This window comes from Natrialbaceae archaeon AArc-T1-2, assembly GCF_030273315.1.
Lineage (GTDB): Archaea > Halobacteriota > Halobacteria > Halobacteriales > Natrialbaceae > Tc-Br11-E2g1.
This window is the reverse complement of record NZ_CP127174.1, coordinates 587,627-611,905: the sequence shown is the minus strand read 5'-3', so window position 1 is coordinate 611,905 and position 24,279 is coordinate 587,627. Positions and strand designations below refer to the sequence as shown.

The window sequence follows — 24,279 nt, the reverse complement described above, 5'->3', positions numbered from 1 at the left end:
ATCACCTCAGCGGTAGGACTTCTGGTAGCGGGCCCGTGCTCCCGGACCGCCCCACTTTTTGGGTTCGGACTGGCGGACGTCGTTGACCAGCAGCGACCGGTCGAACTCCATGTACGCGTCGCGGAGTTCGGCGTCGTTCGTGTGCTGGACGATGCCCCGGGCGATGGCCGTGCGGACGGCGTCTGCCTGGCCGCTGATGCCACCACCGTCGACGCGAACGTCGACGTCGACCTCGCTGCGGAGGTCCTCGCCGGCGATACGGAACGGCTCGAGCATCTTCAGCCGGGACATCTCCGGTTCGACCAGCTCGACCGGCTGGGAGTTGATACGCACGCGACCCTCGCCCTCGCTAACCGTTGCGCGAGCGACGGCGGTCTTTTTCTTGCCACTCGTGTTCGTTACCATGTGACGTTAGCACCTAACTGTTCGGACACTTCGTGTAAGTGCACGAAGCGGATGTTCGAGAGCCGATCCAGCGACGTGTCCGGGAGGATCTCGGCCTCGCTGTCGCCGTCCTCGTAGGGGTTGCCCACGTAGACGCGGACGTTCTCGAAGGCCTTGCGGCCGCGTTTTTTCTTGTACGGCAGCATGCCACGGACCGACCGCTTGAAGATCGTGTCCGGCCGCTTGGGGTAGTACGGACCGCTGTCCGAGCCGAGTTGCAGGCGCTTGCGGTAGGTTTCGAAGACGTCGTTTTTGTCGCCCGTGATGACGGCGTCTTCCGCGTTGACGACGGCGACGCGGTCGCCCTCGAGTGCGCGTTCGGCGACCTGGCTCGCGACCCGACCCAGGATGCAGTCGCGGGCGTCGACGACGACGTCGGCGTCGAACTCTGCGGTGTTGACGCTCATGCGATCACCCGCACGTCGGATCCTTCCGGGTTCTCTTCGAGCAGTTGCTCGAGCTGTACTGGTTCGCCGACCTGGTCGATCTTCGTCTCTGCCGACGAGGAGAAGTCGACGGCGGCGACGGTAACTGACTTCTGGAGCGCGCCGGATCCCAGCACCTTGCCGGGAACGACGACTGTCTCGTCTTCGCGTGCATATCGCTCGATCCGCCCCAGGTTCACCTCCGCGTGGGTCGATCGGGGCTTCTCGAGGCGACTCGCGACGTCACGCCAGACATCGGCGTCCGTCTCGCGAGACGCCGACTTCAGATCGGCGATGAGATCGTTGAGCCTCGGATTCGTTTTGCTACTCATTGGTGTCCTCGTATATCTGGTGTGGACCGTTTGCAGGTCCGAAAGAAGTGGATGCAGGGAGCAGGATTTGAACCTGCGGACTCCTACGAGACAGCGCCCTGAACGCTGCGCCGTTGGCCAGACTTGGCTATCCCTGCTCGCACTTCTGTCTACCCGTCGCCCCTTCAAACCCCTTTCGATTCTCGGGACGTCGCCGGCCTCGTAGCTCGCGGCACCGGCGACCGTCGTCGATCGGGGGAAGAGGCGTCGGAACATCGATTCTATAGCTGTACTGCGTTCTCGAGTTCGACCGCACGCGACTCGAGCGAGTCGGCCGCGCGCGCGACCAGTTCGTCGACGGTGAACGAGCCGTCGGTCTCGGCGTGGAAGACGAAGGCGTTCGGCACGTCTTCGACCCGAATTTCCTTGCCCGGATACCGGTTCGAGAGATCGTGGTCGAACTCGCTCGTCGGAACGAGCTCGCCGTCGTCTTCTATCACGCCGCGGACGATCCGTGCCTCGTCGTCCTCGAACTCGGGGAGATCGCCTTCGACGACCACCTTCTGGAGGTGTCGATAGCCGACGGCGACTCCGCCCTGGTGTTTGGCGTGGCTCTTGCCACGGTCGTAGACGGCGTCTGCCTCAGCCTCGAGGCGTTGACCGTCCGTGAGTTCGATGATCGGGACGTTCTCGTCTGCGGGCTGGACGAGCTCGTCGCTCGAGAAGAGATCGCCCGAGTAGGCGGTGCCCGGTCCTTCGACGTCGATCGAGAGCGTGACGGACTCGCCTTCGGCGAACTCTCCCGCAGGCGGCGTAGTCAGTGGAACGAGCCCGAGACGCAAGGCGAGTTGCTCGTCGAACATGACCGACGAGTTCTCGACGAATCTGACGGTGTCGATTGCCATCGTCGGCACGTCCGCGATCATCGCCCGGCGGATCCCGTTTGCGAACGCGGGCGTGATTCCGCGGACGAGAAACCGCGCCTTCCGATCCTCGCGTTCGACGAACTCGACGTCGTACTCTTCGGTCATTGTCTAGTAGCCGCCTTTACCCTTTGGTGCACGCGACCCGTCGTGTGGGATCGGGGTCACGTCCTCGATGCGGCCGATCTCGATGCCCGACCGGGCGAGCGCGCGGATCGTCGCCTGCGCGCCGGGACCGGGGGACTTCTGGAGGTTCCCGCCGGGACCACGGACGTGAACGTGCAGGCCGGTGATGCCGGCGCTTTTGATCTCTTCGGCGACCTCCTCTGCCATCTGCATCGCAGCGTACGGCGAGGCCTCGTCGCGGTTTTGTTTGACCGCCGTTCCGCCAGAGGATTTGGCGATCGTCTCCGCGCCCGTGAGATCAGTCACGGTCATGATGGTGTTGTTGAACGATGCGTGCACGTGGGCGATGCCCCATTTCTCGTCGTCTGCCATTTATTGTCCCTCCGCGCGTTCGGGGTGGAGTTCGTCGGCGAGCGGACTGTTCTCGTCGAACGCGACGAGTCCTTCCTCGTCGACGTCGACGACGTACGACGGGATCTGGTGACGTCGGTCACCGACCACGACGTGTCCGTGGATGATGAACTGTCGAGCCTGCCGGGTCGTGTTTGCGAGCCCCTTACGGTAGACGACCGTCTGCAGTCGGCGCTCGAGGACGTCTTCGATCTCGAGGCCGAGGACGGCACCGAGATCGCCCGACTCGTCTAGGACGCCGATGCGCTTGAGCCGGCCGAGAAACTCCTCGCGTCGGCGCATGACGGTCTCTTCGTCCTGTGGCTGGGCGAGCAGCTCACGAGCCTCGCGTCGGTAGGACCGAAGCTGAGACTGGGCCCGCCAGAGCTCTTCTTTGTTCGCGAGCCCGTAGCGGTCGATCAGCGAGTGCTCGGTTGCGATTCGTTCACCCTGGAAGGGGTGATTCGGCGTCTCGTACTGTTTGGTGTCGGTTCCAAGCGGCATTACTCTTCACCACCCTCTTCGCCTTCGGCGGCTTCCTCTTCGCGGATCTCCTCGACGTTGACGCCGATGGTTCCTTCGGTACGACCCGTAGACTTCGTCCGCTGGCCGCGAACCTTCTGGCCGCGCTTGTGGCGGATACCCCGGTAGGAGTCGATCATCTTCATCCGGTTGATGTCGTGCTGTCGGGTCAACTGGAGATCGTTCCCGATCTCGTGGGTCGTTTCGCCGGTGTAGAAGTCCTTCTGGCGGTTGTTGAGCCAGTCGGGGACTTCCTCGGCGTAGTTCTCTACGACCTCGACGACCTCGTCGATGACGTCGTCCTCGAGAGCACCGAACGTCGCTGTTCGGTCGACGCCCGCCTCGTCGGCGATGATCCGGGCGGTTCGGCGGCCGATCCCGTTCATCTCCGAGAGCGAGCGCTCGACGGACTTCGTCCCGTCCAGGTCGGTCTGTCCGATCCGGACGAAGTATTGGAGGTCGTCGTCCTCCTGTTGTTGTTCTTCCTCGCTCATGTGTCGTGTATCTGTGTCTCTTGTGTGCGCGATACGAGCCCCGGCCGACACTGGCACTGGCCGGTGGAGTTCGTGTTCGACGTCGTGGCGGGGATTCGAACCCCGGAGGCTTGACGCCACATGGTTAGCAACCATGCGCCTTGGGCCTGCTTGGCTACCACGACTCGCAGTCTATCGTCGCCCTCTCGGACTCGGGGCCGGACCCCTACAGCGTATCGCACCAGAACGTATCCGGGTAGGACACTTAAGGGCAACGAATGTCCGCCCGGACGCCGGCGTGTCAACTCGACGACGGCGTTCCCGGTCAGTGTGGTGATCTACACGTCGCTTCCACCGCCTCCGTGTTCGTTCTCCGCTCGCGAACTCGAGTGCGTCCGTAGCGAGGTACAACGATACTTCGAAAACGAGAACACACCCGAAGGCGATCGGTCGATTGCACGGAACGTCATCGATCGACTCGGCAACTCGACCGACGGAACAAAATCCAGCTAGACGCCGATGTACTCCTCGTTGAACTCCCACTCGCCTTCGTCGTTGCGGACCATGTACTCGCCGTAGTAGGGGACCCGGTTCGCGACCGTTTCACGAAACGCGTCGCGTATCTCGGGTTTGGTCATCTCACCCATCGGACGGAGGTCGTCGTTGCGATTGAGACAGCCCTTCAGGTGGCCGTCGTGGGTGACCCGGACGCGGTGGCAGTTCGCACAGAAGGTGGGATTCTCGACGGGGTCGACGATCTCGACCATCCCGGCCTCGGACTGGTTCTCGCCACCGACCCAGTACCGTTTGCGGTCGTGCATCTCGCGATGTTCGACCCACTCGGCCTGTTCCTCGAGCCAGCCGTGGACGCGATCGATGTCGATCGCCCACTCCGGCTTGCCGGTGAGTTCGGGCATGTACTCGATGAGCTGGAGCTGGAGCCCGTCGTTTTCGGCGACGTGATCGACCATCTCCGGAACGTAGCCCGCCGTGTGCTCGAAGACGACCATGTTGAGCTTGACGGGATCGAGCCCGGCCTCGAGCGCGGCGTCGACGCCCTCGATCACCTTCTCGTAGGCCCCGCTCTGGGTCACCTCGGCGAACGCCTCCGGATCGAGCGCGTCCTGGGAGACGTTGACCCGCTCGAGGCCGGCCTCGACGAGGTCGGGAGCGCGCCCGGGGAGGAACGTACCGTTGGTCGTCAGCGATACTTCCATCGGGTCGGGGGTCCGCTCGATGATCTCCTCCAGATCCTGTCGCAACATCGGTTCGCCGCCGGTGAACTTCACGGCGTCGACGTCGAACTCGGCGGCGACCTCGAGAAAGCGCACGACGTCGTCGGTACTCATCTCGTCGTCCTGAGGCTCCATCGGGCCACGTGTATCTCCGAGCCCCTCGTTGTGACAGTAGACGCAATCGAAGTTACACCGGTCGGTGAGCGAGATGCGGACTCCCGTCACCTCGCGCCCGAACTCGTCGGCGAGCATGTGCCTCCCTTGTGGATGAAACTAGTTAAGTACATTGGAGAATGCAAAGAGACGTAACTACAAGTGGTTTCGAAAGTCGGGTCGAACCCAGCCCGTTTCCGAACGCGTCGCGCGTGACGGCCGACCAAGGTACTTGAGCGATGACGTGGTACGACTCGGGGCGGCACCGAGAGCCGTTCACGAGTATCATGACCGCAATCGCCAGACTCGAGATCGTTCCGATCCGTGAAGAGCACATGTCAGACGAAATCGCCTCGGCTATCGAGGCGCTCGAGGAGTTCGAGGTCACCTACGAGCTGACGCCGATGGATACGATCATCGCCGCCGACGACGTCGGCGAGATCTTCGCCGCCGCACAGGCAGCACACGACGAGATCGAAGAAGACCGTATCATCACCTCCCTCGAGGTCGACGACCAGCCCAACAGGGAACAACACACCGCCGAACGGGTCGCCGCCGTCGAAGAAGCGCTCGGACGACCTCCACAGGGGTGAGCGAGCGACCGGGAGGGGATTCAAGAGCACGTCCGGTGTAGACGAATCGCATGACCGCGACCGAAACCGGAACCGTCACCGTCGTCCCGAGCGTCCACTTCTCGCCGACTCACCGTCGGCGGGTCCGCGAGATGATCCTCGAGCGAGAGCCTGACGTCGTCGCCGTCGAACTCGACGAGCGGCGGTACCAACGCCTCGAGCGACGCGGTGGGGACGGTTTCGCGAACGTCTACGAGGAGCTTCCGCCGCCGACGGCGCTCGTTTACGCCACCTTGCAGGCGATCCAGCGAACGATCGTGCGACTCTACGGACTCGATCCCGGCGAGACCGAGATGGAAACCGCCATCGAGACCGCCGCCGAAACCGAAACCGACGTCGCACTCGTCGACGAGCCGATCACCGAGACCATGACGGCGCTGTCGAGAGCCGTCGGCGTCGACACGATCCCGAAGCTGATGGTGCGCTCACAGCTTTTGAGTCCGCACGAACGCCTCGCCCAGCTCGAGGTGATGACGACCCCGTTCCGGGAGATCGAACACGGCGACGACGTCGAGCCGCTGATCGACGCGATGCGGACGCTGCTCCCTGAGGTCACGTCGGTCCTGATCGATCGGCGCGATCGGGCTATGGCCGAGCGACTCCACCGGCTCCAGAACGCGGGACACGACGTGGTCGCGGTCGTCGGGGCGGGCCATCACAACGGCATCGAACGCACGCTCGCGGAACTCGAGGCGACGAACGCCGAACTCGACGTCGACGTCCCGATTCGACGTCCCACGCGGGAGGTGACGACGATTCCGATCGAGTGATACGGCTCGTGTAGCCATCTACTGGAACAACCACAAGCGAGCCGGACGTTACTCGAGCGAGCCGTCGGTCACCGATTCGAGGACCGTCACCGTCGAAACGGCGTGGACGACGGCGACGACGACGCTACTCACCAGCGCGCCGACGTACGGGACGCTCCCGAGCAGCCACACCAGGATGCCGTAGCCGAGCACCAACAGCACGAGCGCACGCTCGTGACCGCCTGTAAGCGCCACACTCCGTCTGACCGCGGTCCACGGCGACGTCCCGAGAGCGGCGAGTGCAGGCGCGACGAACAGCCGTGCGAACAGGATCAGTACGGCGAAAAACACGACCAGGAAGACGGCCAGCCCGAGGATTCCCTGGAGCGTGATTTCACCGATCGAACCCAGTAGCCGAGTCACCCCCGCGACCAGGACGACGAACCCGACGTACGAGCCCAGTCCCGCCGTCGTCGACTCGCCGGCGGCTCGAGCGATGGTGTACCAGCCGGCGATCGCGATCGAAAGCACGGCGACGACCTCGAGGCCGACCGCCCAGATCAGATACGGCGTCTCGAGGTCGACCAGCGCGCCGATCCGGCGGGCACTCTCCGGCGTTCCGGTCGGGTAGATCGAGTACTCGACGATCGTCGATCCCTGGAGCCCTCGTTCGACCAGTACCGGCACCGGATCCCGTAGCCGGAGCCGGTCGAGCACCGAGAGGACGAGCCCGGCGAGAGCGAACGGAACGAACAGGAACGGATCGGCTCGGACGTGTGCAACCGCCCGCCCGAGCTCGCCGGCCCAGGAGAGTTTCCGGTCGCTTTCGGTTCCCTCCGGGCGTCGATCGTTCTCGTTCGCCTCCCGCGGCGCGAACGGTTCGCCGGTCATCTGTCTCCCTCCTCGAGCGCGACGATTCGGCGACTCCCGACGAGGTAGAGGCGCCCGTCGCCGACGGCCGGGGCCGACGTGGGCCGTTCCAGATCGTACTCCCAGCGCTCCTCGCCGGTTTCGGCGTCGAACGCGTACACGCTGACGGTACGCCGCGTGAGGTAGACGACGCCGTCGGCGACGACCGGCGACGCCTGCCCGCCGACGGACGCGGTCCAGCGCTCCTCGCCGGATTCGAGGTCGATCGCGTGCAGCGAGCCGGTCCCGTCGGCGACGAAGACCCGGCCGTCGGCGACGGCGGCGTCCGAGCGGTCGGGAGGGGAAACGTTGCCGTCGTGGTCGTACTCCCAGCGGACGCTCCCGTCGTCGACCTCGACGGCCGTCACCGACTCCCGGCCCGGCACGACGACGACCTCGTCGGTCACGGTCGGTGCGTGAGGCGTCAGGTCGTCGATCTCCACCGTCCAGTGGTTCTCGCCCGTCTCGGCGTCGTAGGCCCCGAGTTCGCGTGCGTAGCCGACGGCGTAGACGGTGTCGTTTCTGACGGCCGGCCGCCAGTTGCCGCTTCCGGCTCCGTGGGAGACGCGAAAGCGTTCGGTCCCGTCGGTGGCCTCGAGCGCGACGAGGTCGTTGGTTCCAGGGACCGCCGCGTAGATCGCGTCGTCGACGGCGACCGGTGGCGGCGCATCCGGCGGCCCGAGCGGGCTCCGGTCGGGGTCCTCGCCGGGGCCGTGCCAGCGGTCGACGCCGACCCGGCCGCCAAGCAGCGGAATCCTGTAGCCGCCGCCGGCGTTCAGCCCGACGACGCCCGCCGGCGAACTGATCGCGAGCGTGTCGGTCCGATAGACGTCAGTCGCGGCCGGTGCGGGACTCGAGCGATACGGGCCGTCGTGAGTGAACTCGAGCTCGCCCGTCTCGGCCTCGAGGGCGACGACCGGACCGCCGACAGCGTAGAGGGTACCCTCGAAGAGGATCGGCGAAACCGCGCCGCTGAACGACGTATCCAGCTCTCGCTCCCAGGCGACCCGGACGGCGTCTTTCGGTCCCGACGCGTCGGGGCTGTGACCGGTCCCGGCGGCGTCGTAGCGAGCCATGGGCCAGTGAACGGAGTCGCCGTCGCTTCGGGTCCGACCGGCGACTGCGTGGCCGCCGACGAGGGCGGTGAGTACGCTCCCGGCTCCCGCCAGCAGCCACCGTCTGGAGGGCATACGGTGACCGAGACAGGCGACTGGCATACGTTTTATGTTGTGTTCGGCGCGAGGTCGCGTGCAATCGTACGGCGCAGGCCGGACGAAGATCGGCTTTCGGCCTCGATATCGCCTCCTCGCACGTCGATCGGAGGCTGGTAGCCGTTCGAAATCCTTTTAGGCGCTACGAGGGGATAGTAGGGTAACTGAGTGAAATCATGGACGTCGACATCATCTCCGAGGAGGAAAACCCCATGTTGCACCGGACGGACGTCACGTTCGAACTGACCCACGAGGAAGCGACGCCGTCGCGTCTGCAGGTCCGTGACAGCCTCGCGGCGAAACTGAACAAGGAGGCCGACGAGGTCGTCGTCCGCACGCTCGACACCAAATTCGGGATGCGAAAGACCGTCGGCTACGCGAAAGTCTACGAGTCCGCTGACCACGCCACCGAGGTCGAACAGGACCACATGCTCGAGCGAAACAAGATCGCCGAGGAGACAGAGGCCGACGCCGACGCCGACGCGGAGGAGGCATAGATGAGCCGACACGAACTCTACAACGACGACGGGACGACCGACCGCGAGCAGTGTCCCCGCTGTGGTGACAGCTTTCTCGCGGACCACGGCGACCGCGTACACTGTGGGAAGTGTGGCTACACCGAGTGGGAGTAGGCTGGCCCCCCGAAAGCAGTGAGCACCGACACGCGAGTACTCGGAATCGAGGGCACCGCCTGGGCGGCCAGCGCGGCCGTCTACGATTCCGGAACCGAGGCCGTCTTCATCGAGACCGACGCCTACCAACCCGAAAGCGGCGGCATTCACCCGCGCGAGGCCGCCGAACACATGCACGAGGCGATTCCTAAGGTCGTCGAGACGGCACTGGCACACGCCCGCGAGACGGCCGACCGCGACGACTCCGAACCGCCGGTCGACGCCGTCGCCTTCTCCCGTGGCCCCGGTCTGGGCCCCTGTCTGCGGATCGTCGGGACGGCCGCGCGGGCGCTGAGCGGGTCGCTCGAGGTGCCCCTGGTCGGGGTCAACCACATGGTCGCTCACCTCGAGATCGGTCGGCACTTCTCCGGATTCGCATCGCCGGTTTGTCTGAACGCAAGCGGCGCAAACGCCCACTTGCTCGCCTACCGCAACGGACGCTACCGGATGCTCGGCGAGACGATGGACACCGGCGTCGGCAACGCGATCGACAAGTTCACCCGCCACGTCGGCTGGTCTCACCCCGGCGGGCCGAAAGTCGAGGCCGCTGCCGAGGACGGCGAGTACGTCGACTTGCCCTACGTCGTCAAGGGGATGGACTTCTCGTTTTCGGGGATCATGTCGGCGGCGAAGGCCGCCTACGACGAGGGGGTTCCGGTCGAGGACGTCTGTTATTCGCTTCAGGAGAATATATTCGCAATGCTGACCGAGGTCGCCGAACGGGCGCTGTCGCTGACCGGTAGCGACGAATTCGTACTCGGCGGTGGCGTCGGCCAGAACGACCGTCTCCGGGAGATGCTCGCGGCGATGTGCGACCAGCGCGGCGCGCGCTTTTACGCTCCCGAGGCGCGTTTTCTCCGGGACAACGCCGGCATGATCGCCGTCCTCGGTGCGACGATGTACGAGGCGGGTGATACCCTCGAGATCGACGCCTCCCGCGTCGATCCGAACTTTCGACCGGACGAAGTCCCCGTGAGCTGGCGCGAGGGTGAGGACGTCGTCGTCGGCCACGATGGGAGCACACGGATCAGGGGTGCCGAAGCCGTCGTCGACCTCGAGCCCGAACGCGGGCGGGTCTCCAAGCGTCGGCTGTCCAAGTCCTACCGCCACCCCGACCTCGACGACCGGTTGCGACGCGAGCGAACGACGCTCGAGGCTCGCCTGACGAGTCTCGCCCGCCGCGAGGGCGTCCCGACGCCGGTCGTCTTCGACGTCGACCTCGCCGAGTCGACACTCGAGTTCGAGTTCGTCGGCGAGACGGAGCTACGCGAGCGCCTCACCCGCGAGCACGTTCGGGCGGTCGGTCGCCACCTCGCGACGATCCACGGCGCGGGGTTCGTCCACGGCGATCCGACGACCCGAAACGTTCGCGTCGACGACGAGCGGGCCTACCTCGTCGACTTCGGACTGGGCTATCACACCGACCACGTCGAGGACTACGCGATGGACGTCCACGTCTTCGACGGCAGCCTCGTCGGCACCGCCGACGACCCCGAACCGTTGTGCGAGGCCGCACGCGAGGGCTACCGCGAGGTCGGCGACGAACGCGTCCTCGAGCGACTCGCGGACGTCGAGACCCGGGGGCGGTACGTCGACGAGTGACGGGCCGGATCGAGAACGCGCACACAACGCTCTTATTACAGGGGATTGTACCCTCGAGTATGGCAGACAAACCGACTTCCGGTGAGATTCTCGGAATCCCGTACAACTTCGAACGACCCAGCGTCGGACGGATGCTCTCGTCGTACTGGAAACCCGGTGAGGGGATGCTCGTCGAGAAGCCCTTCGGCATCGGCTACACGCTGAACCTTGCGAACTGGCGCTCGTGGGTCGTCATCCTCGTGGCGGGCACTTTGCTGTGGCACCAGGAGAAAGGCGAGAGCGAAGCCGACGAGCCCGGCGACGACGAACCCGTCGAGGTCATCGTCGACGAGGACGACTGACCGCAGCCGTCGTTCATCTCCCGACACCGTCCACTCGAGCGTTACGCCAGGTTCCGAGAGACGACCGCGACGAGTCCGATTCGCGGGAGTTATCTCGCTTCGTCCCCCGATTCGTTATGAGCATGGGTAATCTTATCCGCGTGGGGACGGTAGGCGTGGTTGCTATGGCAGCCGACCACACCGCCACTCCCCGCTCGGAGCCGACCTCGAGCGCGCCCGATACCGACGTCGGCATCGCCCACCTCACTGTTGTCCCGGTCAACTTCGATCCCGACGAGCCGAACGGTCGTCGAGACTGATACTGTCGGTCATACCGACGTGCACACGGCTGGTGACAGCACGGCCAGACACACGTTCAACGGCCGGATCACCCGGACACCAGTTCACCGGTCCATGACCGACAGTATGAACCCCGACGCTCCTTGGAATCGCTGCCGATTCTCGAAAACAGTGTCTCGAGACGAACCTTCTTATATCCGGTCGAACTACCCCCGCCCATGGGTCTGTTCGACCGACTTCGGGGCGACGACGATCCTCGTGTCGCGTTCATCGGGATCGACGGTGTACCGTACAGTCTCCTCACGGAGCATCCCGAGGAGTTTCCCAACTTCGCTGCGCTCGCCGATGACGGAGCCGCCGGCGAGATCTCGAGTATCGTACCGCCCGAATCCAGTGCCTGCTGGCCTGCCCTGACGACGGGAATGAACCCTGGCGAGACGGGCGTCTACGGCTTCCAGGACCGCGAGATCGACACCTACGACACGTACGTCCCGATGGGCCGGGAAGTGCAGGCCGATCGGGTCTGGGACCGGGTAACGGAGGCAGACCGTCGTGCGACCGTGATGAACGTCCCCGTCACGTTCCCGCCACAGCGAAACGTCCAGCGAATGGTCTCGGGCTTTCTCTCGCCAGAGCTGGACAAGGCCGCCTATCCCGACGACGTCCGCGACTACCTCGAGTCGATCGACTACCGGATCGACGTCGACCCGAAACTCGGTCACAGCGAGGACAAAGCCGAGTTCATCGAGGACGCCCACGAGACGATCGACGCTCGCTTCGAGGCGTTCCTGCATTATTTCGAACAGGACGACTGGGATCTCTTTTTCGGCGTCTTCATGACCACCGACCGGGTCAACCACTTCCTGTTCAGAGACTACGAACACGACGGCGCCTACCGTGAAGAGTTTCTCGAGTTCTACCGCAAACTCGACGACTACGTCGGTCGCCTGCGCGAGGCCTTACCCGAAGACGTCACTCTGGTCGTCGCCTCCGATCACGGCTTTACCAGTCTGGACTACGAGGTCCACTTCAACCAGTGGCTCCGCGAGGAAGGGTGGCTCTCGTTCGAGACCGACGATCCCGAAGAGCTGAACGACATCACCGACGACACCCGTGCGTACTCGTTTATTCCCGGCCGGTTCTACCTCAACCTCGAGGGTCGCGAGCCGCGTGGCTCCGTCTCCGAAGACGAGTACGACGCGGTTCGTGAACAGCTCGCCTCCGAGCTCCTCGAACTCGAGGGGCCGGACGGTCGCCAGGTCGTCGACCGCATCGTCGAACGCGAAGACGCCTTCCGCGGCGACCACGACGAGATCGCACCCGACCTCGTCGCGATCCCGACGAACGGCTTTGACTTCAAAGCTGGCTTCAAGGGAGACGGCGACGTCTTCCAGCAGGGTCCACGAAACGGGATGCACAGCTTCGACGACACCGCCTTGTTCATCGACGACCCCGACGCCTCGATCGGCGACGCCGACTTGCTCGACATCGCGCCGACGATTCTCGAGTTGATGGACGTCGAGTTCAGCCGCGGCGAGTTCGACGGGGCGAGTCTCGTCTAGGACCGTCCGGTTCGATCGGGGAACTCATACTGTCGGTCATGGACCGGTGAACTGGTGTCCGGGTGATCCGGCCGTTGAACGTGTGTCTGGCCGTGCTGTCACCAGCCGTGTGCACGTCGGTATGACCGACAGTATCACTCGGAGACCGAGACCTCGAGTTCGTCGCTCGAAACGGCAAGTCTGAACGTGGGAACCGTCCGGTACTCGACGTCGACGACGCCTTTCCGACGGAGACTCTGGAGCCCAGCGCGGACGTCGTCGCTCGAGGGGTCGACGTCGTAGTCGGAAGCCTCACGGAGCCCGTGGAGGACCGAGACGACGCTTTCTGACTCTTCGTCCGGCTCTGCGAGCACGTCGACGATCCGTGCCTGCAACTCGGGAACGCGAATCCGGGACGGCGGGCCGCCTTCCTCGCCCTCGACGCCGGGTTCGACGTCGACGAGTTCTGCCGCCTCCGCGGTCGCACGGATCAGACTGTTGTCGTCCCGGAAGTAGTACTCCCCGAGTTCGTCCTCGAGGTACTGATGAACCTCGCTACCACTTTCTAGGCCCCACCGTTCCTGGAGTTCGGCGTTTTTCGTCGGCTGTAACTCCACGACGTCTGCCAACCGGTCGCGTGTCTCCTCGGAGAGCGTCATCGTCTGTCGGTACGATCATCCGGTATTTTTGCGTTGCGTCACGACGGTCCCTGCTCACTTCCGTGGGATGGTATATCGCGCCAACCGAAACTTTTACAACCTGACTTTCAGTAGAGAAAGTCAGCATTCATGAGTACGACGGAATCCGACACCGTTCGAGACCGCGTTGTGACTGCACGAGAGGCGATGACGCCGGGACAGATGGCTGCGACGCTTGCGTTCGCTGCGGCTATCGCGTTCGCACTGATCTTCGTCCAGGAGCCACTCGTTCACGACTCGATGCACAACTTCCGGCACGCGGCCGGGATCACGTGTCACTGATGATCTACGACTATCTCAAACGCGGGGTCGCTGCGGGGGTGCTCGCTGGCCTCGCGTACGGACTGTACATCGCGGTCGTCGCGAACCCGCTCCTGAGTTACATCCACGACGCCGGTCACGACCACGATCATGGCCACGGCCACGACCACGGCCACGGACACGACCACTCCCACGCCGTCTCCGAGACGACGAACGCGATCGTCAGCGTCGGAAGCGGCGTGCTCTGGGCCGTTCTCCTGGCCGGCGTCTTCGCCATCGCGTACTACTTCCTCGAGCCGGCACTGCCCGGCCGAACCGGCGTGAAGGCGGCGGTCCTCGGCGCGGCCGGATTCTTTTCGGTGTCCGTCGTGCCCTGGACCGTGGTACCGCCGGCAGCACCCGGTGCCGAGGAGGCGCTCGGGATCGACACACGACTTGCGATCTACGTCGGACTGATCGGCGTCGGCGCCGTCGTCTCGGCCGCGTCGATCGCCAGCTATCGACGGCTCGCACCGACGGGACGTGCTCGAGCAGTCGTCGTCGCGTGCGTTCCGGCCGTCCTGACCGTGACGGTGCTGTCGACCGTCTCGCCGACGATCATCACCCACCCGGACGTAGCCGACAGTCTCGTCTACGCGTTCCAGGGAAGTACGTTTCTGAGCCAGGCGGGACTGTGGGCGATCGTCGTCGGCGCGTTCGCCACATTGCACGATCGCAACGCAGGTGAGACCGTCTCACACCACGCCGGAACCGACGGCGAACTGTTGACGACGCCCTAACCAGTACCCGTCTGTCACCCGTCGCTAGTGTCGTTCGAACACCAGATCGTGAACGATCAGCTATTTAGTCGGCCTCACCCGAACGAGGAGATATGACTCTCTCGAGCGCCCCCGGCAAGGTGTACCTGTTCGGGGAGCACGCGGTGGTCTACGGCGAGCCGGCGGTGCCGTGTGCCATCGAGCGACGGGCCCGCGTGGGCGTCGAGCAACGCAGCGACGGGAAGTTACGCGTCCACGCCGAGGACCTCAGTCTCGACGGATTCACGGTCGAGTACGGCGGCGACACGAACGACCGTCCCGACGTCGACGTCGCCGAGAACTTAGTCGACGCGGCGATGGGCTACGTCGACGGGGCGATCGAACAGGTCCGGGACGCGACCGGCGAGCCCGAGGTCGGCTTCGACGTCACGATCGAAAGCGACATCCCGCTCGGTGCCGGCCTCGGCTCCTCGGCCGCGGTTGTCGTCGCCGCTATCGACGCCGCGACGCGTGAACTCGGCGTCACCCTCGAGCGCGAAGAGATCGCCGACCGGGCGTTTCGGACCGAGTACGACGTCCAGGACGGACAGGCTTCCCGTGCCGATACGTTCTGTTCGGCGGTGGGTGGTGCCGTCCGCGTCGAGGGCGAGGACTGTCGGGCGATCGAAGCGCCCGATCTCCCCATCGTCGTCGGCTTCGACGGCGGAGCCGGTGATACGGGCGCGCTCGTCGCGGGCGTTCGGGCCCTGCGCGAGGAGTACGACTTCGCCGCCGACACTGTCGAAGCGATCGGCGACGTGGTCCGAAACGGCGAGAAGGCGCTGGCCGCAGGCGACCTCGAGGAACTCGGCCGGCTGATGGACTTCAACCACGGGCTGTTGTCGGCACTCGACGTCTCCGCGCGGACGCTCGATACGATGGTCTGGGCGGCACGGGACGCGGGTGCCTACGGCGCGAAGCTGACCGGCGCGGGCGGTGGCGGCTGTATCGTCGCACTCGATCCGACCGAGGCGACGGAGACGGCCCTGAAGTTCACGCCCGGCTGTGAGGACGCGTTCCGCGCCGCGCTCGCCGAAGACGGGGTGAAACGGCTCGAATGATCGTCCTCAAACTCGGCGGCAGCGTCGTCACGGAGAAGGATCGTCCCGAAACGCTCGACGGGGCGGCACTCGAGCGAGCCGCAGACGCCGTCGCGGCGGCACTCGCGGACGGGAACGCCGACGGGCTCGTCGTCGTCCACGGCGGGGGCAGCTTCGGGCACCACCACGCGAGCGAACGCGGCGTGAGCACGACCGACGGCACCGACGACGCCGACGACGTCCTCGCGATCCACGGCGCGATGACGACCCTGAACCGATTCGTCCTCGACCGCCTGCACGAACGCGACGTTCCCGCCGTACCGGTCCACCCGTTCTCCGTGGCCCACCGCGACGCCGACGGCACATTCTGCCTGCCGACGGACCAGATCGCGACCATGCTCGGCGAGGGGTTCGTCCCGGTCTTACACGGCGATCTGATCGCTCACGCGGGCGCGGGTGCAACTGTCGTCAGCGGCGACGAACTGATCGCCGAGCTGGCGGCCGGTCTCGAGGCCGACCGGATCGGGCTCTGTTCGACCGTTCCCGGCGTGCTCGACGCCGACGACCGCGTGATCGAGCGCATCGACGCCTTCGAGGACGTCGCGTCGGCCCTCGGCGCGAGCGACGCGACCGACGTCACCGGCGGCATGGCAGGCAAAGTGCGGACGTTGCTCGAACTCGAGGGGCGAGCCTCGATCTTCGGACTCGACGCGCTCGAGGCGTTTCTCGAGGGCGAAGAGCCGGGGACGACGCTCGAGTGAGGGGACGCTCTCGGACCGTCCGAGACGCCCACAAAGCGTTACGGGAGCCGGCGTGGGAGGACGAGTATGGCACTCGAGGACCTGTTCGACGACGTTCCCGATCCGGGCGCCTACAGCGTTCCCGACTACTCGATCCCGAAGGGCGAGCCGGTGATGCCGATCGCGATCACTCGCGACGAGCTGTCGACGTTGCTCGAGTTGTACGAGACGTTCGCCGCCGTCGATCCGACCGGCATCGAGTCGAACCCGTTTCTGAACGCGACCAGCGAGTTCCTCCAGCGGACGTTCGCGATGCCGCTCGAGCGGCCCGACGAGCGCCTCCACGACGACATCGCGGCGTTACTCAACGACTTCTCGGACGACCTCGCCGGCCGCGAGATCGGCGTCGTCGACGCGACGCCGGCTCACCACCGGACGCTGTATGCCTTTCTGACCACGAGCAGGGGATACTACGCGACACCGCACGTCCGGTTCGACCCCGACGAAGACGCCGTCGAGGTCCTCTATCGGGTCTACGAGCGGGTGGTCGAACAGGATCCGTACCTCAAACGCCCGGAGACGGTACTCGAGTGACGGATCAACCTCGAGCGTGTCGTCGTCAGCGCTCGGGCAACGTCTTCTCCCGGTCGAGTACGTCACCCGTCGCCTCGTGTGTCGCCGAGAGCTCGATGTACCGATCGGCGGCGTCGTGCCAGTAGGAGTCTTCGACCTCCTTGATGACCTCCGCCGGCGTGCCGACGGCGAGTGACGAGTCGGGAATCTCCGTTCCCTCGGTGACGACGCTGTTTGCGCCGACGAGACTCTCGTCGCCGATCGTCGAGTCGTCCAGCACGATCGCGCCCATCCCGACCATACACCGCTTCCCGACGGTTGCGGCGTGGACGATGGCGTTGTGCCCGACGGTCGAGTACGGGCCGATCTCGGCACCCTCGTGGACCGTGGCGTTGTCCTGGACGTTGGCACCCTCCTCGAGGACGATCCTTCCGCGGTCGCCCCGGAGCACGGCACCGGGCCAAACGCTCACGTCGTCGCCTATCGTGACGTCACCGACGACGGTCGCGCTCTCGTCGACGTACGCCGACGCGGCGATCTCGGGGACGTGTCCGTCGAACGATCGAATCATGTGGGATGCACTGGCGAGGAGTCGGTTAAGCGTTGGCAAACGCGTCGACGACTCGTTCGAGCCGGCGTCCGACGCGATCCGAACCGACAGTTCGGCGTCGAAACGCACCCCACTACCCGAACAGCGTCCGCTCGAGGGCAGATCGCAGTATCGAGCCGCGTTTCGTTTCCCTGGAGTGGACGAGTAACACCGGTCCGTCGATTCGGGCGGCGAGGCGGTCGGACTGGTGTTCGACGAGCAGATGTGGGATCCGTCGGTGGGTGACCGTACTCAACAGGACCACGTCCGCGTCCTCGAGGTCGCCGGTGAGACCGTCGACCGCGTCGTTCGTCCGGACGATCCGCGAGTCGACCGGGACGGTACAGAGTTCGTCGAGTTCGGCGATGCTCAACGCGGCGGGGACGACGAGCACGGCCGTGAGGACGAACGCGAGGATCACGGCCGGTCCCGCGTCCGCCATCGCCAGCCCGGGCAGGATGAAGATGCCGCTGCCGATCATCGCACCCATGCTGATCGCGATCACCGCCGACAGCCCGAGGTCCCGCTCGAGATCGGTCGCCATCGGTCGTGCTTTGGACGAGAGTCCAGATCTGTGTGTATATGGTCCAGGATGATGGGGTTAAATCGTTATAGAAACAATTGTTTGGGATTTTGGAGAGTGTTACAACACACGTTTGGAAGGGTTGTTGGCGTCGGGACGGGGCGTGTCGACCCAATCGTCGGATCTCGGCGTCGGCGAGGAGCAACCCACGGTGTTTTTAACACCTGGCTGCGTAGGTACGCGTACCGAGACCCGCGGGCAAGTGCGTTCGTCCATAGAACTGCCACGGCGAGCGCATAGCGGGATGGCCGACGTGCTGTAAGACGCCGGGGCCGCACAACCGGGAGTCCGCGGACCGTTTCGATGAGAGTCGACACGCGGCTTTCAGTGCTACAACCATGGAAATCGAAATCGCGACAATCGGCGGCTACGAAGAAGTCGGGCGGCAGATGACTGCCGTCCGCGCCGGAGACGACGTCGTCATCTTCGACATGGGTCTGAACCTCTCGCAGGTACTGATCCACGACAACGTCGAAACCGAACGGATGCACAGCTTAGATCTGATCGACATGGGCGCGATCCCCGACGACCGGGTCATGTCCGACTTAGAGGGCGACGTCCAAGCGATCGTCCCAACTCACGGTCACCTGGATCACATCGGGGCGATCAGCAAACTCGCCCACCGGTACAACGCGCCCATCGTGGCGACGCCGTTTACGATCGAGCTGGTCAAACAGCAGATCGAGGGTGAACAGAAATTCGGCGTCGAGAACGACCTGATCAAGATGGACGCCGGCGAGACGATGTCGATCGGCGATTCGGGCCAGGTCGACCTCGAGTTCGTCAACGTCACTCACTCGATCATCGACGCGATCAACCCCGTCCTCCACACGCCCGAGGGCGCGATCGTCTACGGGCTTGACAAACGGATGGACCACTCGCCGGTCATCGGCGACCCGATCGACATGAAGCGGTTCCGCGAGATCGGTCGCGAGGGCAACGGCGTGCTCTGTTACATCGAGGACTGTACCAACGCGAACAAGAAAGGGCGCACGCCAAGCGAGAACGTCGCCCGCGAGCACCTGCGGGACGTCCTCTACAGCATGGAAGATTACGACGGCGGGATCGTCGCGACGACGTTCTCCTCACACATCGCCCGGGTGACCTCGCTGGTCGAGTTCGCGAAGGACATCGGCCGCCAGCCCGTCCTGCTGGGCCGGTCGATGGAGAAGTATTCGGGAACCGCCGAACGACTGGACTTCGTCGACTTCCCCTCTGATCTCGGGATGTTCGGTCACCGCAAGTCCGTCGACCGCACGTTCAAACGGATCATGAACGAGGGCAAGGAGAATTTCTTACCTGTGGTCACGGGCCACCAGGGCGAGCCCCGTGCGATGTTGACCCGCATGGCTCGCGGCGAGACGCCGTACGAACTCGACGACGGCGACAAGGTCGTCTTCTCCGCACGGGTCATTCCGGAGCCGACCAACGAGGGCCAGCGCTACCAGGCCGAGAAACTGCTGGGCATGCAGGGCGCTCGCATCTACGACGACATCCACGTCTCGGGCCACCTCAACCAGGAAGGTCACTACACGATGCTCGACGCCCTCAAGCCCCAGCACATCATTCCCGCCCACCAGGACCTGAAGGGGCTGTCGGGCTACGTGAACCTCTGTGAAGACGAGGGATACAGGATGGGCCGCGACCTCCACGTCTCGCGCAACGGAAACCTCATCCAGCTCGTCGATTGATATGACCAGTTTCGAGAGACGGGAGCAGGCGGTGCTCGAGGCGGTCCGGGAACGTCGCGAACTGGTCAACGACGCAATTCCCGAAGAGCTGCCGGTTCAGTGTCCGGAACGTCTCTATGAGGCCTCACGATACCTGCTCGACGCCGGGGGAAAGCGACTGCGCCCGACCGTCTTGCTCACCGTCGCGGAGGCACTCGCCGACGTCGATCCGCTGTCGGGCGACTACCGTCAGTTCCCGACGCTGTGTACCGACCCCGACACCGTCGACGTGATGGACGCCGCCGTCAGCGTCGAGGTCATCCAGTCGTTCACGCTGATCCACGACGACATCATGGACGACGACGACCTCAGACGCGGGGTGCCGGCCGTCCACAAGGAGTACGACCTCGAGACTGCGATTCTCGCGGGCGATACGCTCTACTCGAAGGCCTTCGAGATCATGCTCGAGACGGGCGCAGCACCCGAACGAACGGTCGAGGCGCTCGACGTGCTCGCAAACACCTGCACGCAAATCTGTGAGGGCCAGAGCCTCGACGTCGACTTCGAAGACCGCGAGGACGTCACGCCCGAAGAGTACCTCGAGATGGTCGAACAGAAGACCGCGGTGTTGTACGCCGCGTCGGCGTGTCTTCCTGCGATCTTGCTGGGCGCAGACGACGAGACGGTCGACGCGCTGTACGGCTACGGCCTCGACGTCGGCCGTGCGTTCCAGATCCACGACGACGTGCTCGACCTCACGGTGCCAAGCGAGAAACTCGGCAAACAGCGTGGCAGCGACTTAGTCGAGAACAAACAGACGCTGATCACCGTCCACGCTCGCGAACAGGGCGTCGACATCGACGGCCTCGTCGAGACGGACGACGTCGACGACGTCACCGAAGCCGAGGTCGACGACGCCGTCGCCGCCCTCGAAGCGGCCGGCTCGGTCGCATACGCACGGGAGACGGCTCGAGAGCTCGTCGATCGCGGGAAGGGTCGCCTCGACGTGTTGCCGGAGAACGAGGCCCACGACCTGTTGCTCGAGCTCGCGAACTTCCTTATCGAACGAGGGTACTAGGGCGACGCCCTCACTGGCGCTCGTTCGCCAGCTTTTCGACCCGTCGTTCGAGTTGTGCGATCCGCTTCTCGTCGCCGCGCTTGCGAACGTCTCGACCCGACACCGCGAGGGTTTTGACGAGGGGGCGAAAACGTCACCCCAATGAACGACGAGTTACGCGAGCGCGTCGAGCGCGAAGCCGAGAAACACGCGCTGTTGAACGCCGTCAAACACGACAGCGACGCCGACGTCGGCGCGATCATGGGACCGCTGATGGGCGACAACCCCGACTTTCGCGAACACGGCGACGAGATTCCAGGCGTCATCGGCGGCGTCGTCGGTCGGGTCAACGACCTCTCCGCCGAGGAAAAACGCGACCGCCTCGAGGAACTCGCCCCCGAGGAACTCGAAGCGCTCGAGGCCGAGGACGAGGGCGAGGAGCACCCGCTTCCGGACCTGTCCAACGCCGACGAGTACGACGAGGTCCGGATGCGGTGTGCGCCGAACCCCAACGGCCCATGGCACGTCGGTCACGCCCGCATGCCCGCGGTGATCGGCACCTACCGCGAGCGATACGACGGCTGGTTCTGCGTGCGCTTCGACGACACCGATCCCGAGACGAAACGGCCCGATCTGGAGGCCTACGACGACATCCTCGAGGACCTCGAGTACCTCGGCTTCGAGCCCGACGCCGTCTACCGGGCCAGCGACCGCCTCGAGACCTACTACGACCACGCCAGGGAGCTGATCGAACTGGGCGGGGCCTACACCTGTTCCTGTCCGGGCGAGGAGTTCTCGGACCTGAAAAACGCCGGTGAGCCCTGTCCACACCGCGAGAAGGACACAGAGACCGTCCTCGAGGAGTTCGAGGCGATGATCGCAGGCGAGTACGAAAGCGGCGAGCTGGTCTTGCGGGTGAAAACCGACATCGAGCACAAAAATCCCGCGCTCCGGGACTGGGTCGCGTTCCGGATGATCGACACGCCCCACCCCCGCGAGGACGCCAGCGAGTATCGGTGCTGGCCGATGCTCGATTTCCAGTCGGGCATCGACGACCACCTGATCGGGATTACCCACATCATCCGGGGCATCGACCTGCAAGACTCTGCAAAGCGCCAGCGGTTCGTCTACGACTACTTCGACTGGGAGTACCCCGAAGTCGTCCACTGGGGCCACGTCAACGTCGACGCCTACGACGTGAAGATGAGCACCTCGACGATCAAAGAGCTGATCGAGGACGGCGTTCTCGACGGCTGGGACGACCCGCGCGCGCCGACGCTTTCGAGCCTCCGGCGTCGGGGGATCCGCGGCGAGGCCATCGTCGACGCGATGGTCGAACTCGGCACCTCGACCAGCGACGTCGACCTCGCGATGAGTTCGATCTACGCTACCAACCGCGAGTTAGTCGACGACGAGACCGACCGGCGCTTTTTTGTCCGGGAGGGTACCGACCTCCCGCTCGCCGGCAACGTCCCCGACGAGGCGAACCCGCCGCTTCATCCCGATCACGCCGAGCGCGGCGTCCGGGAGATCCCCGTCGGCGACGCCGTCTCCATAGAGCCCGCAGACCTCCCCGATTCCGACGAGCGCGTCTGGCTCAAGGGACTGGGCTGTGTTCGCTACACCGGCGACGCCCTCGAGTACACCGACGACGACATCGAGGTCGTCCGCGAGGGCGAGGTCGACGTCGTCCACTGGGTTCCCACAGACGAGAGCGTCCCCGTTCGGATGCGGACGATAGACGGCGACGTCACGGGACGGGCCGAACCCGGCGTCGCTTTCCTCACAGCCGACGATCTGGTCCAGTTCGAACGCGTCGGCTTCGCCCGGATCGACAGCGTACCCGAGGACGACGAGACGGTGGCGTACTACACCCACCCGTAGGACGCCTGTTCTGGCAGTCGTTCATTCGAGCAACTCGTCGCCGCTGTCGGTCTCAACCTCGTCGTCACTCCGACAGCGTCACGACCTCGGCGTCCTCGGGCGGCTCGAACACGAACGTATCGTCTGCGAGGTCGTCAGTGAACGTCACCGTCTCGAACCGTTCGGTCAACACGTACTCCTCGTCGCCGTCGACGACGAGCCGTTCCTGTAACGGGTAGCCGTACTCCGCGTCGATCCAGACCGTCTGCTCGGTGACGACCAGCTCGTCGGCAGGGTCTGCGGTCTCGAGTGCGTAGACGAACTCGGTGTCCCCGACGAGCACCGACACGCCGCGTTCGACTGCCTCGGCTTTCGCCTCTATCTCGAGGACGTGTGCCTCCCGGCCGGCGACGACGTCGGTGCCGCGGTACTCGAGGTCGACCAGCTCGAGCTGGCGGTCGGCCTCGTCGGCGCGGGCCGTTCGGACGTCCTCGTTCTCGAACGGCTCTTCGGTCACGAACCGCTCTGTGACGTTCGTGTCAGGGTCGTACCACCACGTCGTCGTCGCGTTCGAGACGTAGACGTCGCCGACCCTGTCGGGGTCGTCCGATTCGAGAACCTCGCTGCGGTACTCGACGTACGGCCGCTCGGCGACGGCGTGGACGGTTGTGGCCGTTTCCTCGCCGTCGGTTGCCTCGGTGACGCGTTCGCCGTAGACGGCCTCGAGGTCGTCGCCGTGGACGAATGCCTGCTCGAACAGCGCCTTGTGATCGGGCTCGTCGCTCGTCGGCGGCTCGAGGGCGACACAGCCGCCGAGAACCGCGACGAACGCGAGCACACAGACCGAGGCGACGAGCCGGTTGGACACCATTACCGTAACCGACCTCCCAGAGTCGTCTAAACTTTACTTTCCTGGCCTGGTGTACGTACGGTCGTCACAACAGCAAGACGACGAGCAGGAAGCCGACGAGAACGGTCGTCGTCAAGGTCACCTGAACGGCCGTCGAGACGAGTATCCCGGCCGTCGCGTAGACGGCCGACCGGACGCTGCCGTCGACGTCGCCGTCGCGAGCGAGCTCGAGGACGAAGACCGTTCCGAACAGGCCGACGAGCAGCCCAAGCGGACCGGTCACAACGAGCAAGGCGACGCCGACGGCAGCGGCGACGGCGGTCGTTCGCCAGGAGGCTCCGCCGACGCGTGCCGAGATAGCGCCACCGAAAAACTCCGCGAACAGCGTCAGCACACAGAGTGTGCCGAAGATGACCATCGCGAGGGGTCCTGGCTCGGCGAATCCCGACTGCCACCAGTAGAAGACGATACCCGAAAGCGACAATAGACCGCCGGGAACGAGCGGCACGAGCGTCCCGAGGACGCCGCCGACCAGGAGAGCGAGCGTAACCACGACGACCGCATCGACCATGCCACCCGAACGATCGTTGACGGCAAAGCCCTGGCGTTTTCGCCTATTCG

General features: G+C 65.0%; 30 protein-coding genes, 2 tRNA genes and 1 pseudogene. 16 read left to right on the top strand and 17 right to left on the bottom strand.

Translation table 11 applies throughout. From position 1 onward, the window contains the following. Positions 1 to 6: 6 nt before the first annotated feature. From QQ977_RS03065 to moaA, 10 genes are all read right to left on the bottom strand, one after another. Entirely contained in the window at positions 7 to 405 is a 399-nt protein-coding gene (locus tag QQ977_RS03065) for a 30S ribosomal protein S9 (protein ID WP_285927462.1), read from the bottom strand. Next, positions 399 to 851 (bottom strand): 50S ribosomal protein L13, encoded by a 453-nt coding sequence (locus tag QQ977_RS03060; RefSeq protein ID WP_285927461.1) that lies wholly within the window; start codon positions 849 to 851, stop codon positions 399 to 401. The genes QQ977_RS03065 and QQ977_RS03060 overlap by 7 nt, the downstream gene beginning before the upstream one ends. Beyond that, a complete protein-coding gene (locus tag QQ977_RS03055) occupies positions 848 to 1,201 on the bottom strand; it encodes a 50S ribosomal protein L18e (protein ID WP_345783351.1) in 354 nt (117 codons plus the stop codon). The genes QQ977_RS03060 and QQ977_RS03055 overlap by 4 nt, the downstream gene beginning before the upstream one ends. A 52-nt stretch (positions 1,202 to 1,253) precedes the next feature. Continuing rightward, a tRNA-Leu gene (locus tag QQ977_RS03050) sits at positions 1,254 to 1,338 on the bottom strand. Positions 1,339 to 1,461: 123 nt separating this feature from the next. Beyond that, a complete protein-coding gene (locus tag QQ977_RS03045) occupies positions 1,462 to 2,211 on the bottom strand; it encodes a DNA-directed RNA polymerase subunit D (protein WP_285927460.1) in 750 nt (249 codons plus the stop codon). A gap of 3 nt (positions 2,212 to 2,214) precedes the next feature. Next, positions 2,215 to 2,601, bottom strand: a complete 387-nt coding sequence (locus tag QQ977_RS03040) for a 30S ribosomal protein S11 (protein ID WP_285927459.1) — start codon at positions 2,599 to 2,601, stop codon at positions 2,215 to 2,217. Continuing rightward, on the bottom strand, positions 2,602 to 3,123 hold the full coding sequence (locus QQ977_RS03035; protein WP_285927458.1) for a 30S ribosomal protein S4: 522 nt from the start codon (positions 3,121 to 3,123) through the stop codon (positions 2,602 to 2,604). Further along, positions 3,123 to 3,635: a 30S ribosomal protein S13 gene (locus QQ977_RS03030; protein WP_285927457.1), complete on the bottom strand. Its 513-nt coding sequence runs from the start codon at positions 3,633 to 3,635 to the stop codon at positions 3,123 to 3,125. The genes QQ977_RS03035 and QQ977_RS03030 overlap by 1 nt, the downstream gene beginning before the upstream one ends. Positions 3,636 to 3,715: 80 nt before the next feature. Continuing rightward, a tRNA-Ser gene (locus QQ977_RS03025) sits at positions 3,716 to 3,799 on the bottom strand. A gap of 324 nt (positions 3,800 to 4,123) precedes the next feature. Beyond that, the gene (moaA, locus tag QQ977_RS03020; RefSeq protein ID WP_285927455.1) at positions 4,124 to 5,101 is read right to left on the bottom strand and encodes a GTP 3',8-cyclase MoaA; all 978 of its coding nucleotides are present in this window, start codon (positions 5,099 to 5,101) and stop codon (positions 4,124 to 4,126) included. Between the two features lie 140 nt (positions 5,102 to 5,241). On the opposite strand from moaA, the gene QQ977_RS03015 reads away from it, so the two are divergent. Further along, entirely contained in the window at positions 5,242 to 5,595 is a 354-nt protein-coding gene (locus QQ977_RS03015; RefSeq protein WP_345783350.1) for a thiamine-binding protein, read from the top strand. Positions 5,596 to 5,645: 50 nt separating this feature from the next. Then, entirely contained in the window at positions 5,646 to 6,404 is a 759-nt protein-coding gene (locus QQ977_RS03010; RefSeq protein ID WP_285927452.1) for a TraB domain-containing protein, read from the top strand. Between the two features lie 48 nt (positions 6,405 to 6,452). On the opposite strand, the gene QQ977_RS03005 is transcribed toward QQ977_RS03010, so the two are convergent. Both QQ977_RS03005 and QQ977_RS03000 read right to left on the bottom strand, forming a co-directional pair. Next, entirely contained in the window at positions 6,453 to 7,274 is an 822-nt protein-coding gene (locus tag QQ977_RS03005; RefSeq protein ID WP_285927450.1) for a hypothetical protein, read from the bottom strand. Next, positions 7,271 to 8,482 carry a PQQ-binding-like beta-propeller repeat protein gene (locus QQ977_RS03000; protein ID WP_285927449.1) on the bottom strand — a complete coding sequence of 404 codons (1,212 nt, stop codon included), beginning with the start codon at positions 8,480 to 8,482 and terminating at the stop codon, positions 7,271 to 7,273. The genes QQ977_RS03005 and QQ977_RS03000 overlap by 4 nt, the downstream gene beginning before the upstream one ends. A 197-nt stretch (positions 8,483 to 8,679) precedes the next feature. On the opposite strand from QQ977_RS03000, the gene QQ977_RS02995 reads away from it, so the two are divergent. From QQ977_RS02995 to QQ977_RS02970, 6 genes are all read left to right on the top strand, one after another. Beyond that, positions 8,680 to 9,000 (top strand): 30S ribosomal protein S24e, encoded by a 321-nt coding sequence (locus tag QQ977_RS02995; RefSeq protein ID WP_285927448.1) that lies wholly within the window; start codon positions 8,680 to 8,682, stop codon positions 8,998 to 9,000. Continuing rightward, the gene (locus QQ977_RS02990) at positions 9,001 to 9,135 is read left to right on the top strand and encodes a 30S ribosomal protein S27ae (RefSeq protein WP_285927447.1); all 135 of its coding nucleotides are present in this window, start codon (positions 9,001 to 9,003) and stop codon (positions 9,133 to 9,135) included. A gap of 18 nt (positions 9,136 to 9,153) precedes the next feature. After that, positions 9,154 to 10,776, top strand: coding sequence for a bifunctional N(6)-L-threonylcarbamoyladenine synthase/serine/threonine protein kinase (locus QQ977_RS02985; protein ID WP_285927446.1), 1,623 nt, complete (start codon positions 9,154 to 9,156; stop codon positions 10,774 to 10,776). A gap of 59 nt (positions 10,777 to 10,835) precedes the next feature. Beyond that, entirely contained in the window at positions 10,836 to 11,117 is a 282-nt protein-coding gene (locus QQ977_RS02980; RefSeq protein WP_285927445.1) for a DUF5808 domain-containing protein, read from the top strand. 164 nt (positions 11,118 to 11,281) lie between these two features. Further along, positions 11,282 to 11,416 (top strand): hypothetical protein, encoded by a 135-nt coding sequence (locus tag QQ977_RS02975; protein ID WP_285927443.1) that lies wholly within the window; start codon positions 11,282 to 11,284, stop codon positions 11,414 to 11,416. Between the two features lie 198 nt (positions 11,417 to 11,614). Then, positions 11,615 to 12,958: an alkaline phosphatase family protein gene (locus QQ977_RS02970; protein WP_285927442.1), complete on the top strand. Its 1,344-nt coding sequence runs from the start codon at positions 11,615 to 11,617 to the stop codon at positions 12,956 to 12,958. A gap of 134 nt (positions 12,959 to 13,092) precedes the next feature. Here the strand turns inward: QQ977_RS02970 and QQ977_RS02965 are convergent, their stop codons facing one another. After that, on the bottom strand, positions 13,093 to 13,596 hold the full coding sequence (locus QQ977_RS02965; RefSeq protein ID WP_285927440.1) for a DUF5797 family protein: 504 nt from the start codon (positions 13,594 to 13,596) through the stop codon (positions 13,093 to 13,095). 129 nt (positions 13,597 to 13,725) lie between these two features. Here QQ977_RS02965 and QQ977_RS02960 point away from each other — a divergent pair, with 129 nt between their 5' ends. The 5 genes from QQ977_RS02960 (at position 13,726) to QQ977_RS02940 (ending at position 17,067) form a co-directional block, all read left to right on the top strand. Further along, positions 13,726 to 13,917 (top strand): CbtB domain-containing protein, encoded by a 192-nt coding sequence (locus tag QQ977_RS02960; protein ID WP_285927439.1) that lies wholly within the window; start codon positions 13,726 to 13,728, stop codon positions 13,915 to 13,917. Next, complete coding sequence (locus tag QQ977_RS02955; RefSeq protein WP_285927438.1) at positions 13,917 to 14,675, top strand: CbtA family protein; 759 nt, start codon at positions 13,917 to 13,919, stop codon at positions 14,673 to 14,675. The genes QQ977_RS02960 and QQ977_RS02955 overlap by 1 nt, the downstream gene beginning before the upstream one ends. Before the next feature lie 92 nt (positions 14,676 to 14,767). Then, positions 14,768 to 15,754 carry a mevalonate kinase gene (gene mvk / locus QQ977_RS02950; RefSeq protein ID WP_285927437.1) on the top strand — a complete coding sequence of 329 codons (987 nt, stop codon included), beginning with the start codon at positions 14,768 to 14,770 and terminating at the stop codon, positions 15,752 to 15,754. Then, positions 15,751 to 16,494: an isopentenyl phosphate kinase gene (locus tag QQ977_RS02945; protein ID WP_285927436.1), complete on the top strand. Its 744-nt coding sequence runs from the start codon at positions 15,751 to 15,753 to the stop codon at positions 16,492 to 16,494. The genes mvk and QQ977_RS02945 overlap by 4 nt, the downstream gene beginning before the upstream one ends. A gap of 66 nt (positions 16,495 to 16,560) precedes the next feature. Continuing rightward, positions 16,561 to 17,067 carry a hypothetical protein gene (locus QQ977_RS02940; RefSeq protein WP_285927435.1) on the top strand — a complete coding sequence of 169 codons (507 nt, stop codon included), beginning with the start codon at positions 16,561 to 16,563 and terminating at the stop codon, positions 17,065 to 17,067. Between the two features lie 25 nt (positions 17,068 to 17,092). Here QQ977_RS02940 and QQ977_RS02935 read toward each other — a convergent pair whose 3' ends face one another. Both QQ977_RS02935 and QQ977_RS17315 read right to left on the bottom strand, forming a co-directional pair. Next, complete coding sequence (locus tag QQ977_RS02935; RefSeq protein ID WP_285927434.1) at positions 17,093 to 17,617, bottom strand: gamma carbonic anhydrase family protein; 525 nt, start codon at positions 17,615 to 17,617, stop codon at positions 17,093 to 17,095. Between the two features lie 373 nt (positions 17,618 to 17,990). Next, a pseudogene (locus QQ977_RS17315) lies at positions 17,991 to 18,179 on the bottom strand (hypothetical protein); the annotation flags it as partial. A gap of 377 nt (positions 18,180 to 18,556) precedes the next feature. Here QQ977_RS17315 and QQ977_RS02925 point away from each other — a divergent pair. From QQ977_RS02925 to QQ977_RS02915, 3 genes are all read left to right on the top strand, one after another. Then, complete coding sequence (locus tag QQ977_RS02925; RefSeq protein WP_285927433.1) at positions 18,557 to 19,909, top strand: ribonuclease J; 1,353 nt, start codon at positions 18,557 to 18,559, stop codon at positions 19,907 to 19,909. Between the two features lies 1 nt (position 19,910). After that, positions 19,911 to 20,966, top strand: coding sequence for a geranylfarnesyl diphosphate synthase (gene idsA3 / locus QQ977_RS02920; RefSeq protein WP_285927431.1), 1,056 nt, complete (start codon positions 19,911 to 19,913; stop codon positions 20,964 to 20,966). 141 nt (positions 20,967 to 21,107) lie between these two features. Further along, positions 21,108 to 22,829 (top strand): glutamate--tRNA ligase, encoded by a 1,722-nt coding sequence (locus tag QQ977_RS02915; protein ID WP_285927430.1) that lies wholly within the window; start codon positions 21,108 to 21,110, stop codon positions 22,827 to 22,829. A gap of 64 nt (positions 22,830 to 22,893) precedes the next feature. Here the strand turns inward: QQ977_RS02915 and QQ977_RS02910 are convergent, their stop codons facing one another. After that, positions 22,894 to 23,679, bottom strand: coding sequence for a LolA family protein (locus tag QQ977_RS02910; RefSeq protein WP_285927429.1), 786 nt, complete (start codon positions 23,677 to 23,679; stop codon positions 22,894 to 22,896). A 64-nt stretch (positions 23,680 to 23,743) separates the two neighbouring features. Next, positions 23,744 to 24,229 (bottom strand): DUF456 domain-containing protein, encoded by a 486-nt coding sequence (locus QQ977_RS02905; protein WP_285927428.1) that lies wholly within the window; start codon positions 24,227 to 24,229, stop codon positions 23,744 to 23,746. Positions 24,230 to 24,279 lie beyond the last annotated feature (50 nt).